Below are 17,651 nucleotides of genomic sequence, written 5' to 3'. Positions count from 1 at the left end.
AGTTTATTTTATTATCTAGAAAAAAAGTAATTATGCTTATACTTTAGAGTTTATAAATCTCAAAATTTGTGTCTTTTATATCTTTTTTGATTATGTCTTCCCAATATTTAACTTTTTTAGTATCTTTATCTTGTGAAAATAAGCCATCTTTATATATATTAACAAGCATTTTTTGAGCAGTTAACATGTTTTTAGAAGCTGCAAATTCTAATAAATCTATTCCTTTATCCACATCAACTTTTGTATTTATACCTTGTAAATAAAATCTTGATAATTGATAAGCAGCATTTGGGTCAACATCACTTGAATCATTTAGAAGTTTAAAAGCTTTATCTATATCTTTTTCAACTCCATCTCCTTTATAATATAAAAAGGCTAAAGCTAAGTTAGCATAGGCATTTTCATTATTAATTGATTGATTTAAATATTCAACTGCTTTTTTATAATCTTTTTTTTCAACACTATATGTTCCCATTCTAAGTTGGGCATAAGAGTTTTCATTTAGAATTTTTCTATAACAAAATAGTTTATTATCTTGTTCTTCTATTTTTTGACAAACATTTGCTTTTTCTAAAGCAATAGCATCTTTATCATCTGAAAATGACAAAAATGATGGCATTGAAAACTCTGGCATTTTCAAAGAACAAGCTGTAAATAAAAAGATTGATAAGATTGGTAGAGCGATTTTTTTTAACATTTATAGTCCATAAATTTTATTTGTAAAACTTTCAGTTTTATCTTGATATTGTTCTGCCCAATAGCTTGATTTATCTGTATCTCTTTCGATAAATTCACCATTTAAATATAGTTTTGATAGTTCTAATTGTGCAGCTTTAACATCATTTGTTGCTGCATAATTTAGAAGTTCAAAGGCATCTTCTATTTTATTTTTATCTAAGTAATAAAAATACAATTTGTATGAAGCTATTGGATCAATTTCTTTTGTTTCTTCTAAAAGTTTAATAGCTAAGTCATGGTTAATTGTAACACCAAATCCATTTCTATAAATATCAGATAAAGGTGCATTTGCATAAAAATTACCTTTTTGTTTTGAAACATTTAATCTTTGAATTGCTTCCTCAAAATTCCCCTTTAATTGAGCATTTAAAGCCAATCTTAGTTGTGCAAAAGAATTTTTATAAGAAATTAAATCATAACAATCCATTTCTAAATGTTTATTTGTATTTCGACAATCATCGGCAATTGCAAGTTCATTTGATGAAGCTTTTAAAAATTCGTTATGATTAGAACAGCCAATTAATGCAAGTAGGCAAAGAGTTGTTAAGGCAAATGAAGAAGAAATTGTCTTAAGCATATTATTCCTTTTTTTAGTTACTTTTAAATTTGCTTAATTCTAGCAAGTTTTTTATTCATAAGTAGTTAAGACAGATTGCTGTATCATATTGTTCTTAATGGGAGATTAAATGATTTTTATAGCACTATTTTTATTTATTGCATTTGCAGTGATTTCGTTAAATGTTTATAACCACACAAATTTGGCTCATATTGAAGATTATTTACAAAAAAATAACTGTCAAGAATATGCATATTCAAAGGGTTCATATAAAGCTTTTTGTGGTGATTATTTTATTGAAATAAAAAATAGTTTTATTGTAAATTTTGATGAAAATTCAACTATTTTTAAATATAAAGATATAAATAATTTAGAAATAAATCAACTTAATCTAATAATCAATAACACTCATAAAATAGCTTTTAAAGAAAAAGAAGATTTAGATAAACTTTATGAAAAATTAAAAGAAAAAATAAATAAGTAGGATAATCAAAGAAGAATGAAAGAAGTAATTAATTTTATAAAAGCACAAAATGTTGAAAAAACAAACTTTTTTGGACAATTAAAATGTTCAGCTGAAGAGGCAAAAATCTTACAATATATGTCAAAAGAGTATGTGAATGGCAGAGATACTTTAGGTGTTATTGATGTTTTAGGAGAGTTTTATGATTTAAAAACTTATAAACATTTAGAAAAACTTGACTTAATTAAATCTCTTTTAGAATTTGGTTGGTTAGTTCAAGTATCTTTTGATCAAGTAAAATTAAGTGAAGTTTCAAAACTTGAACTTATAAATTCAAGTGTTTCATTATCAAGTGCTTATTTAAAAATGTTAGAAAATGGAAGTAATGATTTTGTACTTCCTGAAATTAAAAACTATTCTGACCACTTAGAATACTTACAAGACCAATTTTTTAGAATAGATTTAGCTCAACAATTAAATGTAGTTAGAAAAAACTTTGATGTAAATAGTCCTAGTTCAAATAGATTAAAATCAAAACTTATTTTATTGGAAAATAGAATTAAAGAAAGAATCAAAGTTACATCTAATTCTATTATGCTTGAAGATTTTTTCAAAGACAATGATTTAAATGAACAAGAACAAACTCTATTTTTAGCCCTTTTAAAAGAGGAATATTCAGGTGGAGATGGTAGTTTAAGGGATATGAATTCTTTGATTGAATTAATTTCAAGTGATGATTATGAAAAAATCAAATATAGAAGTTTACTTGAAGAGAGTTCAACGTTAGTTTCAAAAGCTTTGATTGATTATGATGAAGTTTTAACTCCCTTTGGTGGGATTAATAGAAATTTTTATATTCCTGATGAGGTTTTATATAAAATTTCACATCCAACTAAAAAAAGTACAAATGTTGGAAAAATCAAGCTTGATACGGTTATAAAAGAACAAGATATGTTTGAATTAATTTCAACTACAAAATCTTTAGATGATGTTATTTTAAATGAAAAAACAAAAGAGACATTAGATGCACTTTTAAAACAAGTTGATAAAAATGTAATAAATCGTTTAAAACAATGGGGAATAAAAGATAAAAAAAGAGGAATTGAAGCAAAAATAATTTTTTATGGGGTTGCTGGAACTGGGAAAACTTTAACAGCACTTGCTTTGGCAAAATCACTTAAAAAAGATGTTTTAAGTTTTGACTGTTCAAAAATTTTATCAATGTACATTGGTGAGAGTGAAAAAAATGTTAGAAGCATTTTTGATAAATATTATGAACTAAGAACTCAAACAAAATCAGAACCAGTTTTGCTTTTAAATGAAGCAGATCAATTTTTAAGTGCAAGATCTTCAGGTGGTGTAAGTAGTAGTGATAAAATGCATAATCAAATGCAAAATATATTTTTAGAGCAGATAGAACGGTTCGACGGAATCCTAATTGCAACTACAAATTTACTTGAAAATTTAGATAAAGCATTTTCAAGAAGGTTTAATTACAAAATTGAGTTTGTAAAACCAAATAAAGCCCAAAGAATCGAACTTTGGAAAAAACTATTACCAACAAATTTACCACTTGAAACAAATTTTGATATTGAAGAATTAGCAAAATATGAATTAACTGGTGGACAAATTGAGTTAGTAATTAAAAATACAGCATACAAAATTGCTGTTAGTGATGAACCATTATTCAAAGTTGAGAATTTTAAAGAGCAAATTACAAAAGAGCAAAAAGGTCAATTTGATAGTGAAACAAAAGTTGGATTTTTTTAGAAATGGTTAACTTTTTATTAATGTTTCTTTTTGTACCAGTTTGCTTTTAATCCTTAGATAAAGATTAAATAATAAGCTGAATTTTATTAGGTTACAATATTATTGCTTACATTATTAATAATTGGCTATTTATCACAAATTAGATATTATATTTGTAGATTGAAATAAACTTTTTAGCTTTTAAAAGGATAAATTAAATGACGCATATGGAATTTGCACATCCCTATTTTGGTGCATTTGTAATGTTTGTTGTAACATTTGGTGCATTTGGTGCAACAGTATGGCTTTCAAGATATATTAGTAGAAAAATAGCAAGACTAGATACTGAAAAACTAAAAACAACTCTGTATGAGTGTGGACCTGAAGTTACTAAACAACCTAATAGTATCTCTACTCAGTTTTATTTAACAGCATTATTATTTATTTTATTTGATGTTGAAATTATATTTATGTTTCCATGGGCAATTAACTTCAAAATTTTAGGTTGGTTTGGTTTTGTGGAGATGATTTTATTTATTACTTTATTAGCAATCGGATTTTTATACGCATGGAAAAAAGGAGCGCTTGAATGGCACAGCATAAAATAAATTATTTACAAGATAATGGGGCTGCTGTTAAATTAACAACTATTGATAAGTTGGTTAATTTTGGTCGTTCTAACTCTTTGTGGCCTATGACTTATGGATTAGCCTGTTGTGCTATCGAGATGATGGCAACCGGCGCATCTCGATACGATTTTGATAGGTTTGGTACAATTTTTAGGGCAAGTCCAAGACAATCAGATGTTTTAATAATTGCTGGAACTCTTACAAAAAAACATGCTGAATTTATGAGAAGATTATATGACCAAATGCCAGATCCTAAATGGGTAATTTCTATGGGATCATGTGCAAATACAGGCGGAATGTTTAATACTTACGCAACAGTTCAAGGGGCTGATAGAATAATTCCTGTTGATATTTATCTTCCAGGATGTGCACCAAGACCTGAAACTTTACAATATGCCCTTATGACACTTCAACAAAAAATCCGAAAAGAATCAATTTTTAGAGCTACTAAAAAGAAGAGGTTAGTATAATGAGAAAATATACGCCAAAAGATAATGTTCAAAAACAAGCATATTTTTCTGATAGATTTTTTGTATCTCCATCGGTTCCTAGATTTGAAATAAATTCAGATGAAATATTTTTAAGTGATTTTGAAAATATTTCTAAAATAATAGAAATCAAAGAAGCTTATATTGAACATACTCACTTAGTTCTAAATATCAATAAAAATGTCATTGTTGAAACTATGAAATATTTAAAAAATGAACTTGAATATGATATGTTAATAGAGCTTTCGGCAATTGATTATTTAGCTTTAAAAGATGGTTATGAAGTTTTTTATGAGATGTTATCAATTTCAAAACATAAAAGATTAAGAGTTAAATGTTTTGTTCAAAAAGATGAATCAATAGATTCTGTAACTTCAATTTTTAAATCAGCAAACTGGTCTGAGCGAGAAATGTATGATATGTTAGGGGTAAAAGTTGTTAATCATTTTAATTTAAAAAGACTTATTATGCCAGATGATTGGTATGACCATCCATTGAAAAAAACGTACCCACTTCAAGGTGATGAAACAGCTTCTTGGTATGAAGTTGATAAAATTTTTGGAAAAGAAGCAAGAAGTATTATTGGACCAGAACAACGAGATTCCGCTGCAATTGACAGATACGATACAACTAGATTTGCAAGACTTGGACATGAAGTTCCATTTGATACAGATATTTCTGAGTTTGAACCAGAAACTAATATTTCTTATCAAGAAGAGAATACTTCAAAAATCATGAAAAAATTAAAACCTGAAGAATCAGTTGTTTTAAAAAGAAGAAGGTAAGAATATGCAACAACCAAATAGACTAAAACCTTTTTTTGAAAATATTCACTTCGAGCGTGAAGATAATACTATGATGGTAAATTTTGGTCCTCAACATCCATCGGCTCATGGTCAATTAAGACTTATTTTAGAACTTCAAGGTGAAGAAGTTGTAAAATCAAGACCAATGATTGGATACCTTCATAGAGGTATGGAAAAAATGGCTGAGAATATGATTTATAATGAATTCTTACCAACAACAGATAGAATGGATTATATCGCTGCAACTTCAAATAACTACGGTTATGCCTTAGCAATTGAGCAACTTTTAGGCATTGTTGCTCCAAGACGAGCTGAAATTATTAGAACTATGCTTTTAGAACTAAATAGAATTACTTCACATCTTTTTTGGCTTGCAACTCACGCTCTTGATGTAGGAGCAATGTCTATGTTCCTTTACTGTTTTAGAGAAAGAGAATATGCAATGGACTTAATTGAAGACTATTGTGGCGCAAGACTTACACACAGTGCTGTTAGAATTGGTGGAGTTCCTTTGGATTTACCAGCTAATTGGACAGCAGATTGTTTATCATTTTTAGATGTATTAGAAACAGAACTTAAAACTTATGAGGGATTATTGACAGAAAATAGAATCTGGAAAATGAGACTTGAAAATGTTGGAGTTATTACACAAGAAATGGCAAAAGATTGGGGCTGTTCAGGAATTATTTTAAGAGGTTCTGGAATCAAATGGGATTTAAGAAAAGAGATGGCGTATGGAATCTATCCTGAACTTGATTTTGATATTCCTATTTCACATACTAATGACTCTTATGGAAGATATAAAATCTGTATTGCTGAAATGAGAGAATCTTCAAAAATTTTAAAACAGTTAGTTCCTATGTATGAAGAGTCAGATACTCAACTTATGGCTCATGCTCCAAATTATATCTCAGCTGCTAAAGAGCAAATAATGACTCAAAACTACTCTTTAATGCAACATTTTGTTTTAGTAACTCAAGGTATGAGACCACCTGTTGGAGAAGTTTATGTGGCAACTGAATCACCAAAAGGTGAGTTGGGATATTTTGTTGTAAGTGATGGAAGCCCTTATGCTTATAGAATGAAACTTAGAACTCCAAGTTTCCAACATACAGCGATTTTAGAAGAGTTATTAGTTGGATGCCAGTTAGCCGATGTTGTTACTATTATTGGTAATTTAAACATCGTTTTTGGCGAAATAGATAGATAGGAGAAGTTATGAAAAGATTTGATTTAAGACATTTGAAAAACGACTTCTATACAAGAATGTTAGAACTACTTGATAAACAAATTGCTCCTGAAGAAACAGCAATTATTATGTTTGAAATTGGAGATTTTAGCAATATCCAAAAAAGTGCAGATGTGATTTATGAAGCGGGTTATACTTTAATGAACTCAATTAAATTTAATGAAGTTGATTGGACATTAGTAATAAAAAAAGTAAAACCTGAACCAAAAATAGAAGCAGAAGAAAAAATTATTGAAACTAAAAAAAGTGAAATAGATGATGACGATGAATAAAACAGAACAAATTTCAAATAGCGATTTTATTATCTCTTTTGCAACTTTTATTGAAGATGAAAAAATTAAAAATTCTATTTTAAAAGCTGTAAAAAATAACGATGCAAAATTTATTTATATGCATCCAGTTGATAATGCAAATTTAAAATCTTTTTATTCTCAACTTATTAAATATGAAGTTGGAAGTGAAGAAGGAATTTGTGCATTATTATTAAATACTTTTGCTTCAAATTGTGATGAAAAAACTAAAAACTATCTAGATGATTTAGATTTAGGTTATATAAGTGCTGAAAGTAGTGCAGGGGAAGAAGAGTTTGATGAGGCTTTTGAAAACTCACAAGAAGCAAAAGTTAAAACATTAATTATTGGAAACGACTTAATAAATCACGAAAGAGTAGAAAATATCATTCAATTAATTGCTTTAATAAAAAAATATTCAGATTTAAATCTAGTTGTTTTAAATGAACAATTAGAACAAAAAATCGATTCTTGCATAGATTTTGATTTAGAAGAGTTAGAAGAATTAAAATCATTTAATGGAACTTTAGTTTATAAATTAATAGATGAAAAAAATGATGAGTTAATAGCAAGCCAAACTTTTGCAAATATAGCAAAAGTATCAAATGGTAATGAAATTTTTGTAATATCAAAAAATGAAAAAATCAAAAGAGTATTAAAAATCGATGAAAATTTACATGGAACTATTGCTATATTAAAAACAAAAATCGATGAAGATATTTTTAATGGATATATTTATAAACAAGTAAAAATTGAAAAGGTTGAAGCATAATGAGCGATATGATTACACTAACAATTGATGGTAAAGAAGTTCAAGCCAAAGATGGTGAATCTATTTTAAATGTGGCAAGAGCAAATGATGTATTTGTACCAGCTATATGTTACTTAACAAGATGTTCCCCAACACTTGCCTGTAGATTATGTTTAGTAGAAGCAGATGGAAAACAAGTTTATGGCTGTAATACAAAAGTAAAAGCTGATATGAATATTTCAACTATTACAGAAAATATATCAAAAGAACGACGTGCGATGATGGAAGTTTACGATGTAAATCATCCTTTACAATGTGGTGTTTGTGATCAAAGTGGAGAGTGTGAACTGCAAAATTACTCTTTGTATATGAAAGTTGATTCTCAAAACTATACTATCAAAGATATTCATAGACCCGTTCAACATTGGGGAGTTATGAATTATGACCCAGCTTTATGTATCGTTTGTGAAAGATGTGTAACTGTATGTGAAGATATGGTGGGTTCAAATGCTCTTAGCACTGTAAAAAGAGATTCTGATAATATTGAAAAAGTATTTAAAGATGAGATGCCAAAAGATGCTTATGCTATGTGGAATAAACTTAATAAATCACTTATTGGATATGATGCAGATGCCTGTACAAATTGTGGAGAGTGTATATCTGCCTGTCCCGTTGGAGCTTTAGTATCACATGATTTCCAATATACTTCAAATGCTTGGGAACTTAAAAAAATACCAGCAGCAAATCCTCACTCATCTGATTGTGCATTTATGTATTATGAAATTAAACATGAATCAATAGACAATCATGCAACTAAAAAGATTTATAGAGTAAATAGTGAACCTCATTATTCAACTGTAAATGGAGCAGGAAGATTTGCTTATGATTTTGAAAATAAAGTTCAATCAAAAGATAAAATTGCTTTTTCAAAAGCACTAGAAGCTTTCAAAAAAGCTAAAAATATTAAATTCAACTCGTATATTACAAATGAAGAAGCATTTATTTTACAAAAAATTGCTCAAAAAATGGGAGCTAATCTTGTAAATGAAGATGCCAGAAGATACCAAGAATTTTTAAAGAATTATTCTAAAATATCTGGAAAATCACTTTATTCTTCAAAATTATCAGATGTTCATAATGCAAACTTTGTAATTTCTGTGGGTTCTTATTTAAAATCTGATTTACCAAATGCTAGATATGCCTTTAATAACTCAGTTTCTATAAATAAAGGTTCGGGTTTATATTTTCATCCTCTAGCAGATCCAATTATGGAAAAAATCGGGAAAAAAGGAAAAACAACAGAGTTTATCTATCATGATGCGATGGTTGAAGAATCAATTTTATATTTTATATTATATAAATTTGGGAAAGATTTACCTACTGATATTCAAGCATATATTGATTCTTTAAAAGAAACAAAAACAAAAACTTTAATTGAAGTTGTAAAAGAAAATATTGTAGAAATAGTTGTTGATGAAGCAACTGGCGAAGAAAAAGAAGTTAAAAAAATCATTTCAAAAAATGTTTCTAAAGAAGTTTCTTATGAATACATTTCTTTATTGGCTGATTTTGGAAAAGATGAAAAATTTATTGATTTAATTGATGAGATGTTAGTTAAAAAAGATACATTTTCTTTAATTATTGGAGAAGATTTAATAACTCATCCAAATGCTGAAAATTTAGCAAAACTTTGCGGTTTGATTGATAAGTGTACAGCTTTTGATGTTGTAATTATTCCATCACAAACAAACACTTTAGGTGTTTCTCAAATCTGTACATTGTCTGGTGAAGTTTCTGGATATAGTGTGGGTTATAATGTAAAAGCAGATTTTGAATTATCAGCTTTAGGTGATGGAGATTTAGATATTCCAGCACTTAATCAACAAGAGGGAACTTTTACAAATATTGATAAAAAAGTAATTCCTACAAATGCAGCAATAGGATTTAATGGTTACACATTAAATGAAATTGCAAATGAACTTTTAAATGAAGATGTTGAATATACAATAGAATATACAGCAAAACTTCCAAGTGAAAAAGGTTATAAATCAGTTGCATTTGATGATTTGCCAAATAGATTTGGAAATGACCAAGTTGAATATAGAGGTTATGAATTAACTTCTAGTGAAATGACGACTCAAGATACAATAAAACAAAATAATGTTGAAAAAATCACTTTAGAAGAAGATGAAATTTTGATTTATAAAGCAAATCCAATTAATCAATTTAATGAGTTTACATCAATTTCACATGAATTTAAAGAGAATTTTCAAGATGGAATTTTCTTCTCAAAATTAACTTTTGAAAAACTTGAATTATCTGAGGGTGATAAAGTTAAAGTAAATGCTAATAATCAAGAGTTAGTATTAAATGCTTTTGTTGATATTCAAATTGAAGGAAATATTCCTTATGTATCAACTTTTATGAAAAACAGTGCATCAAATGTTTTATTTAATACTTATAGATTTAATAAAGCAAAAGTGGTAAAGGCATAAAATGGAAACAAGTATTATAATTGAAACAATAATAAAAGTAGTAGTTGTTCTTGCAGTTTTTTCAGCGCTTGCTGGATTTACAACTTATATTGAAAGAAAAGTTTTAGCATTTATGCAAAGAAGATTGGGGCCAACAAATGTTGGTCCTTATGGATTACTTCAAATTGCAGCAGATGGAATTAAACTATTTACAAAAGAAGATTTTATTCCTGCAAATGCATGTAAACCAATTTTTATGGTTGCGCCTCTAATTACAGCTGCAACTGCATTTATAGCAATGAGTGCCGTTCCTTTTTTACCTGAATTTGAAATGTTTGGATATACAGTAAGACCAATTATTTCTGATATTAATGTGGGTGTTTTATTTGTAATGTCAGTTGGAGCAGTTGGACTTTATGGACCGTTACTTGGTGGTATGAGTAGTGCTAATAAATGGGCATTACTAGGAGGTGCAAGAACTGCAATCCAACTTTTATCTTATGAAGTTGTATCAGGACTTTCACTTTTAGCACCACTTATGATGGTAGGAAGTTTATCTTTAATTGATATTAATAACTATCAATCAGGAGGCGTTAGTGATTGGATTATTTGGTCTCAACCATTAGCATTTATTTTATTCACAATTGCTGGATTTGCTGAAACAAATAGAACTCCATTTGACTTACTTGAGCATGAAGCTGAATTAGTTGCTGGTTATGCAACGGAGTATTCAGGTATGAGATGGGGGATGTTTTTTATTGGAGAGTATGCGAACCTTTTTACAATTTCATTTTTAATTACACTTATCTTCTTAGGTGGATTTAACGATTTATGGTTTATCCCAGGTGGATTTGCTATTGTATTAAAAGTTATGTGTTTGATTTTTGTTTTCTTATGGACAAGAGCTTCTTGGCCTCATATTAGACCTGATCAATTGATGTGGTTATGTTGGAAAATATTAATGCCACTTGCAGTACTAAATATTTTAGTTACTGGTTTTGTGATGATGTTTTAGGAGTTAAGATGGAACTAAAAGATTTTAAAAATAGAAATGTATCAGATGGATATGTAACAGTTCAAGAAGATGATTACCCTAAAACTTCTTGGGATATGTTCAAACAAGTTTTAGCTAGGTCAATAAAAGGGGAACTTTTTGTTGGTATGAAAATCACTTTTGGAATAATGTATAGAGCTTTATTCAAAGGTGAAATGGCAACAGTTCAATACCCAAAAGAAAAACTTCCTATTGGTCCAAGATATAGAGCAGTACATAAACTTCTAAGACTTTTAGAGTCAGGAGAAGAGAGATGTATTGGTTGTGGACTTTGTGAAAAGATTTGTATATCAAATTGTATTAGAATGGAAACAAGAATTGATGAAAATTCAAGAAAAGAAGTGATGCAATATACGATAAATATGGGAAGATGTATTTTCTGTGGATATTGTGCAGAAGTTTGTCCTGAACTTGCAATCGTTCATGGTGGAAGATATGAAAATTCAAGTGAACAAAGAGCACATTTTTCACTAAAAGAAGATATTTTAACATCAGCAAATGGGTTAGGTGTACAACTTGAATTTGATGGATATGGTTCGGTGTCACCAGATGCAGACAAAAAAATTAAAAAAACACCATTATCATACTAAGAGGAGTCTAGATGTTTGAAGTTATAGCTTTTATAATATTTTCAGTATTAACTATTAGTATGTTTAGTATTACAGTTTTAACAAATAATGCTTTATATGCATTAAGTTCACTTGCTGCTGGAATGATTTTTATCTCAGCATTTTTCTTTTTATTAAATGCTGATTTCCTTGGAGCCGTTCAAATTGTGGTTTACACAGGTGCAGTTATGGCTTTATATGCTTTTGGAATGATGTTTTTTGACTCATTATCAGAAGTAAAAGAGAAAATAAAAAACCCAAGATTAGTATTTTTACTTTCTGGAATGATTGCTTTAATTGTAGTTATAGTTTTAATTGCTCCAATTATTGGACAAAATATTGAAGCTGAATATCCAATTCATCCTGAATACGGAAACTCTGCTGATGTTGGACTTATACTCTTTACAAAATATTTAATTGCATTTGAACTAGCTGCTATTATGCTTCTTGTTGCAATGGTTGGTGGAATTGTACTTGCAGGGAAAAAAATGAATGAATCATATTCAGAAATGAAAGAAGAAGAAATAGATGAAAAAATTAGACTTGATGAAGCATCTTCAAAGGATGTTAAATGACTCTTAATGCTTATTTAATACTTTCAACAATCCTGTTTTGTATTGGTTTAATAGGTGCGATTAGAAGAAAGAATGTATTAATGTTGTTTTTTTCAACAGAAATCATGTTAAATGCTGTAAATATTGGATTTGCAGCTATCTCAAAATTTCATGGAGATCTAACTGGACAAATGTTTGCATTTTTTATTATTGCTGTTGCCGCAAGTGAAGTTGCAATTGGGCTTGGATTACTTATTTTATGGTACAAAAGAACAGGTTCTATTAATTTGGATGATATAGCTAGGATGAAAGGGTAAGTATGGAAAAATATATATATATTGCACTTTTTGCCCCACTAGTAGGTTCTTTAGTTGCTGCTTTATTTTCAATGCAAAAAAAGACTTTATTTACTGGGGTATTTACATCTTTTATGTTAGCTGTTTCTATGTATGCATCTTTATATTTATTATATTTTGTTTACACGTCAGATTTAATATTACATGTAAATCTATTTGATTGGATTGTAGTTGGAAATTTAGATATTCCTTTTGGTTTTATTGTTGATGAAGTTAGTGTTGTAATGATGAGTGTTGTAACAGTTGTTTCAACAATGGTACATATTCATTCAATTGGTTATATGGAACACGATAAGGGATTTAACAGATATTTTTCATATTTATCTGCGTTTGTGTTTTCAATGTTAGTTCTTGTAATGGCTGATAATTTTGCTGTTTTATTTATAGGATGGGAAGGTGTTGGAGTTTGTTCTTGGTTGCTAATTGGTTTTTGGTATCACAAAGAGTCTGCAACTTGGGCAGCAAATGAAGCATTTATTATGAATAGAGTTGGAGATTTAGGTTTACTTCTTGGAATGTTCTTACTTTATTGGCATATTGGAAGTTTACAATATGAAATTGTATTTGCTCAAATTTCTACTTTAGAAAATAGCACTTTAGTTTGGATAGCTGCTTTATTATTTTTAGGTGCAATGGGAAAATCAGCACAATTCCCACTTCATACTTGGCTTGCTGATGCGATGGAAGGACCAACACCAGTTTCTGCATTAATTCATGCTGCAACGATGGTAACAGCAGGAGTTTATTTAGTTGTACGAGTAAATGAACTTTATACATTAGTTCCAGAAGTTGGATATGCAATAGCTGCTCTTGGAGCATTTGTAGCAATTTTTGCAGCTTCTATGGCATTAGTAAACAATGATATGAAAAGAATTATTGCTTATTCAACATTGTCACAACTTGGATATATGTTTGTTGCCGCTGGTCTTGGAGCTTATTGGGTCGCACTTTTTCACTTAGCTGCTCACGCATTTTTTAAATCAGTTTTATTTTTAGGTGCTGGAAATGTTATGCATGCAATGGATGATGAATTAGATATTAGAAAAATGGGAGCATTACATAATAAAATGAAAGCAACTTCAATTATTATGACTATTGCATCTTTAGCACTAGCTGGAATTTTCCCATTAGCTGGATTCTTTTCAAAAGATAAAATTTTAGAAGCCGCATTTAATGCTGATGCAGTTGTTTTATGGGCAATATTATGGCTAACAGCTGGGTTAACAGCATTTTATTCATTTAGACTTGTAATGAAAATTTTCTTTGGACCACAAAATTATTCAAATGAAGAGTTTCATCCACATGAAGCTAAAAATTTTGTAATCGCAGCAATGATTCCACTTGCCGTATTAGCTGTTATTGCTGGTTGGTTTGAACACTCATTTGTTGAGTTTGTAACAAAAACTCTACCAACATGGGAAGCTTCTAATCTTAATCATTCAACAGCATGGATATTAATTCTTGTAACAAGTGCTGTTGCAATTGGCGGAATTTTAGTTGCAGTATTTAAATACAAAAAAGGTGGATTTAGTAAATCTTGGGAAGATAAAGCAATTTATAAATTGTTAATTAACCAATATTTTATTCCAAAAATTTATGAAAAATTTATTTCAAAACCATATTATGCAGTTTCTGTTTGGATGTGGAAAACAATTGAAATAAAATTAATTGATGCAACAGTTGATAGTTTAGCTCACTATTTTAATAAATTAGGTGTAAAAGCAAGACCAATTCAATCTGGAAATTTATCATCATCTTTAAGACTTATGGCAGTTGGATTAATCTTCGGATTAATTTTTGCTTTAGTTTTATCAGTACTTTAAGGGGTTATGTAAATGGAACATATTTTATCAATGTTGATATTTTTCCCTGCAGCAGCAGCGATTGTTGGGTTTTTAATAGATAAAGATTCTATGAGACAATTTGGAGTTGTTGTTACTGTAGTTGAATTTGTTTTATCATTACTTCTTTGGTACTATTTTGACCCAAGTATTGCTGGTATGCAGTTTGTTCAAAGTCTTCCTCTTATAAGTACTTATGGAATTAATTATTTAGTTGGAGTTGATGGAGTAAGTTTATTTTTAATAGTAATGATTACTTTTATGACAATGATTGCAGTTATAGGTTTAACAGAAAAAAAAGGTGTAAAGAACTTGATTATCACAATGTTATTTTTAGAAATGACAATGGTTGGAGTTTTTGTTTCTTTAGATTTAATTTTATTTTATGTATTTTGGGAATTTACTCTTATTCCAATGTTTTATGTTGTTGGATTTTGGGGAGCAGAAAAAAGATTTTATGCGGCAATTAAATACTTTTTATACACCTTTACAGGTTCTTTAATAATGCTTATTGGAATTTTATATTTTGGATATATTTTTAATCAAGCAACAGGTGTTTGGAGTTTTAGTTTCCTAGATTGGAATAGTATAATTCTTCCATTTGATTTACAGCTTTGGTTATTTATAGCATTCTTTATTGCTTTTGCTGTAAAAGTTCCAATGTTTCCATTTCATACATGGTTGCCTTTAGCACATGGTCAAGCGCCAACAATTGGTTCTATTATTCTTGCAGCTGTTTTATTAAAAATGGAAACTTATGGATTTATTAGATTTTCACTTCCTTTATTTCCCGATGCTAGTGTTTATTTTGTGGGATTCATGGCAACCTTAGGATTAATTGCGATTATTTATACCGCAATGATTGCTTATGCCCAAGAAGATATGAAACAAATGGTTGCATATTCATCAATTTCACATATGGGAGTTATCACTCTTGGAGTATTTGCTTTAAATGTTGAGGGAATTTCTGGTGCTGTTTATTTAATGATTGGTCATGGTATTGTTTCAGGAGCACTTTTTATGTGTGTTGGAGTGTTATATGATAGAAGAAAAACCAAAATGATAAAAGAGTTTGGTGGTTTAGCTAATAATATGCCAGTGTTTGCCCTTGTTTATGGAATTGTTTTAATGGCTTCTATTGGATTACCTTTAACTATTGGATTTATTGGTGAATTTTTATCATTATTAGGATTCTTTAAATACTCACCATTTTTAACATTCCTTGGTGCATTAACTATTGTTTTAAGTGCAGTTTATATGTTGGCCATGTATAAAAGAACTTTTTTTGGAAAATTAGTAAAACTAGAAAATAAAAGTATGAAAGATATTTTTGGAAGAGAAGTAGTAGCTCTTGGATCATTAGTAGTTTTAATCATAGCTCTTGGAATTTATCCAAAAGTATTATTAGACCCTTTAAATACAACTGTAACTCAACTTACTAAAGTAATGGAAATAAAAGCAGTTAATGAAGATACAAAAGAAAAATTAAGAGCTTTAAACTCTATTGGGGAGGTTAAATAATGCTTGAGCCTATAAACATAAGTTTAGATAGTTTAAATTTAGGAACAATTGCACCAGTATCAATAGCAATTATTGGAGCTTTAGGAATTTTATTAACAGATATATTTAACAAAAATAAACATAAATCGCTTTATGTAATTTTAGTTGTTTTATTTCTGATTTTTGACTTATTTACTCTTTTAGCATTTAATGGAGAGCCAAGAGGCTTATTTGATTTGATGTTACTTGATGGAATTTCAATTTTATCTCAATGTATTATTATTGGAGGTTCTATATTATTTATTTTATTAAGCCTATCAAAATTAAGACTTCAAGAATTTAGATATGCTGAATATTTTGCACTTTATTTATTTACTGTGGCAGGATTTCAATTTATGGTTAGTTCTGACTCTTTAATTTTAATATTTGTAGGACTTGAAACATCATCACTTGCATTATATACCATGATAGCAATGCATAATAGAATGGTATCAATTGAAGCTGCTATTAAATATTTTACAATGGGTGCATTAGCAGCTGCATTTTTTGTATTTGGTTCAATGATTTTTTACGCAATTACAGGAACTGTAGAATTAGGTCAAATGGCTCAAATTTTGTCGCAAGATGGATTTTTATCAAGGGAAAACTACTCTAATTATGTTTTAGTATTAGTTGGTTTTGTATTTATGTTTGCGGCAATTGGATTTAAATTATCTTTATTTCCATATCATGTTTGGGTTCCAGATGTTTATCAAGGATCAACTTCTGCGATGGCTGGATTTATATCGGTTATTCCTAAAATGGCTGGATTTGTAGTTGCTTTAAGATTTTTTGAGATATTTATCCATGCTAATGATATTATAATTCAAACAATACTATATGTTACAGTAATTTTAACTATGACTATACCAAACTTAATTGCACTACAGCAAAAAGATATTAAAAGAATGCTTGCATATTCATCTATATCAAATGCAGGTATGGCAATGGCTGCAATTGTAATTGGAACACAACAATCAACAAATGCACTATTTTTATATTGGATTTTATTTACAATTACAAATTTTGGTGCTTTTGGTATCTTATGGCTTAATAGAGGAAAAGAGTTTAAAGATTATGAATCACCTTATACTTTTAATAAGTTTTCAGGACTTGCACAAATCTCACCATTTACTGCAACTATTTTAGCCATGTTTTTATTTGCTCTAACAGGGCTTCCTCCTTTTGCTTTATTTTGGGGGAAAATGTATTTAATATCAAGTGCTGTTAATGCTGGGCATATTGCTTTAGCTATTATTATTGTATTAAATTCTGTAATTGCAGCTTATTATTATTTAAGACCAATTTCATATATGTTTTTAAGGGATGTAGAAAAAGGAGCAAATCCTAATTTTATGCAAAATGCTACAACACCAACAAAATCTATAGTTGGATTTGCAGTTTTTTTAATAATAATTTCTGTTTTATTAATAGACCCACTTTTAAATATAATTTCTACTCTTGTATCAAACTCAGGGTTTTAATTTATAAGAATTCTAATCATTA

18 protein-coding genes are annotated in these 17,651 nt (G+C 28.8%); 16 read left to right on the top strand and 2 right to left on the bottom strand.

Annotated features, from left to right (window positions below; translation table 11 throughout):
• Positions 1–43: 43 nt before the first annotated feature.
• Both ASUIS_RS12840 and ASUIS_RS12835 read right to left on the bottom strand, forming a co-directional pair.
• A complete protein-coding gene (locus tag ASUIS_RS12840; RefSeq protein ID WP_118887476.1) occupies positions 44–697 on the bottom strand; it encodes a tetratricopeptide repeat protein in 654 nt (217 codons plus the stop codon).
• On the bottom strand, positions 698–1,315 hold the full coding sequence (locus ASUIS_RS12835; protein ID WP_118887475.1) for an SEL1-like repeat protein: 618 nt from the start codon (positions 1,313–1,315) through the stop codon (positions 698–700).
• Between the two features lie 109 nt (positions 1,316–1,424).
• Between ASUIS_RS12835 and ASUIS_RS12830 the strand changes: the two genes are divergently transcribed.
• From ASUIS_RS12830 to nuoN, 16 genes are all read left to right on the top strand, one after another.
• On the top strand, positions 1,425–1,778 hold the full coding sequence (locus ASUIS_RS12830; RefSeq protein ID WP_118887474.1) for a hypothetical protein: 354 nt from the start codon (positions 1,425–1,427) through the stop codon (positions 1,776–1,778).
• 15 nt (positions 1,779–1,793) lie between these two features.
• Positions 1,794–3,527: an ATP-binding protein gene (locus ASUIS_RS12825; protein WP_118887473.1), complete on the top strand. Its 1,734-nt coding sequence runs from the start codon at positions 1,794–1,796 to the stop codon at positions 3,525–3,527.
• Positions 3,528–3,724: 197 nt separating this feature from the next.
• On the top strand, positions 3,725–4,114 hold the full coding sequence (locus ASUIS_RS12820; protein ID WP_118887472.1) for an NAD(P)H-quinone oxidoreductase subunit 3: 390 nt from the start codon (positions 3,725–3,727) through the stop codon (positions 4,112–4,114).
• The gene (locus ASUIS_RS12815; RefSeq protein WP_118887471.1) at positions 4,096–4,605 is read left to right on the top strand and encodes a NuoB/complex I 20 kDa subunit family protein; all 510 of its coding nucleotides are present in this window, start codon (positions 4,096–4,098) and stop codon (positions 4,603–4,605) included. The genes ASUIS_RS12820 and ASUIS_RS12815 overlap by 19 nt, the downstream gene beginning before the upstream one ends.
• The gene (locus ASUIS_RS12810; RefSeq protein WP_192894428.1) at positions 4,605–5,408 is read left to right on the top strand and encodes an NADH-quinone oxidoreductase subunit C; all 804 of its coding nucleotides are present in this window, start codon (positions 4,605–4,607) and stop codon (positions 5,406–5,408) included. The genes ASUIS_RS12815 and ASUIS_RS12810 overlap by 1 nt, the downstream gene beginning before the upstream one ends.
• Before the next feature lie 4 nt (positions 5,409–5,412).
• The gene (gene nuoD / locus ASUIS_RS12805; protein ID WP_118887469.1) at positions 5,413–6,639 is read left to right on the top strand and encodes an NADH dehydrogenase (quinone) subunit D; all 1,227 of its coding nucleotides are present in this window, start codon (positions 5,413–5,415) and stop codon (positions 6,637–6,639) included.
• An 8-nt stretch (positions 6,640–6,647) separates the two neighbouring features.
• The gene (locus tag ASUIS_RS12800; protein ID WP_118887468.1) at positions 6,648–6,950 is read left to right on the top strand and encodes an NADH-ubiquinone oxidoreductase subunit E family protein; all 303 of its coding nucleotides are present in this window, start codon (positions 6,648–6,650) and stop codon (positions 6,948–6,950) included.
• On the top strand, positions 6,943–7,740 hold the full coding sequence (locus tag ASUIS_RS12795) for a hypothetical protein (RefSeq protein WP_226799923.1): 798 nt from the start codon (positions 6,943–6,945) through the stop codon (positions 7,738–7,740). Before ASUIS_RS12800 ends, ASUIS_RS12795 begins: the two co-directional genes overlap by 8 nt.
• The gene (locus ASUIS_RS12790) at positions 7,740–10,214 is read left to right on the top strand and encodes an NADH-quinone oxidoreductase subunit G (RefSeq protein ID WP_118887467.1); all 2,475 of its coding nucleotides are present in this window, start codon (positions 7,740–7,742) and stop codon (positions 10,212–10,214) included. The genes ASUIS_RS12795 and ASUIS_RS12790 overlap by 1 nt, the downstream gene beginning before the upstream one ends.
• A gap of 1 nt (position 10,215) precedes the next feature.
• Positions 10,216–11,208 carry an NADH-quinone oxidoreductase subunit NuoH gene (nuoH, locus tag ASUIS_RS12785; RefSeq protein WP_118887466.1) on the top strand — a complete coding sequence of 331 codons (993 nt, stop codon included), beginning with the start codon at positions 10,216–10,218 and terminating at the stop codon, positions 11,206–11,208.
• Between the two features lie 8 nt (positions 11,209–11,216).
• Positions 11,217–11,837 (top strand): NADH-quinone oxidoreductase subunit NuoI, encoded by a 621-nt coding sequence (gene nuoI / locus ASUIS_RS12780; RefSeq protein ID WP_118887465.1) that lies wholly within the window; start codon positions 11,217–11,219, stop codon positions 11,835–11,837.
• A gap of 11 nt (positions 11,838–11,848) precedes the next feature.
• Positions 11,849–12,430: an NADH-quinone oxidoreductase subunit J gene (locus tag ASUIS_RS12775; RefSeq protein WP_118887464.1), complete on the top strand. Its 582-nt coding sequence runs from the start codon at positions 11,849–11,851 to the stop codon at positions 12,428–12,430.
• Positions 12,427–12,726: an NADH-quinone oxidoreductase subunit NuoK gene (gene nuoK, locus ASUIS_RS12770; protein ID WP_118887463.1), complete on the top strand. Its 300-nt coding sequence runs from the start codon at positions 12,427–12,429 to the stop codon at positions 12,724–12,726. The genes ASUIS_RS12775 and nuoK overlap by 4 nt, the downstream gene beginning before the upstream one ends.
• Before the next feature lie 2 nt (positions 12,727–12,728).
• Positions 12,729–14,588: an NADH-quinone oxidoreductase subunit L gene (nuoL, locus tag ASUIS_RS12765; RefSeq protein ID WP_118887462.1), complete on the top strand. Its 1,860-nt coding sequence runs from the start codon at positions 12,729–12,731 to the stop codon at positions 14,586–14,588.
• Positions 14,589–14,600: 12 nt separating this feature from the next.
• Entirely contained in the window at positions 14,601–16,127 is a 1,527-nt protein-coding gene (locus ASUIS_RS12760) for an NADH-quinone oxidoreductase subunit M (protein ID WP_118887461.1), read from the top strand.
• Positions 16,127–17,629: an NADH-quinone oxidoreductase subunit NuoN gene (nuoN, locus tag ASUIS_RS12755; RefSeq protein WP_118887460.1), complete on the top strand. Its 1,503-nt coding sequence runs from the start codon at positions 16,127–16,129 to the stop codon at positions 17,627–17,629. Before ASUIS_RS12760 ends, nuoN begins: the two co-directional genes overlap by 1 nt.
• Positions 17,630–17,651 lie beyond the last annotated feature (22 nt).

Source organism: Arcobacter suis CECT 7833, from assembly GCF_003544815.1.
GTDB lineage: Bacteria > Campylobacterota > Campylobacteria > Campylobacterales > Arcobacteraceae > Aliarcobacter > Aliarcobacter suis.
This window is presented reverse-complemented; position numbering and strand designations above follow the sequence as displayed.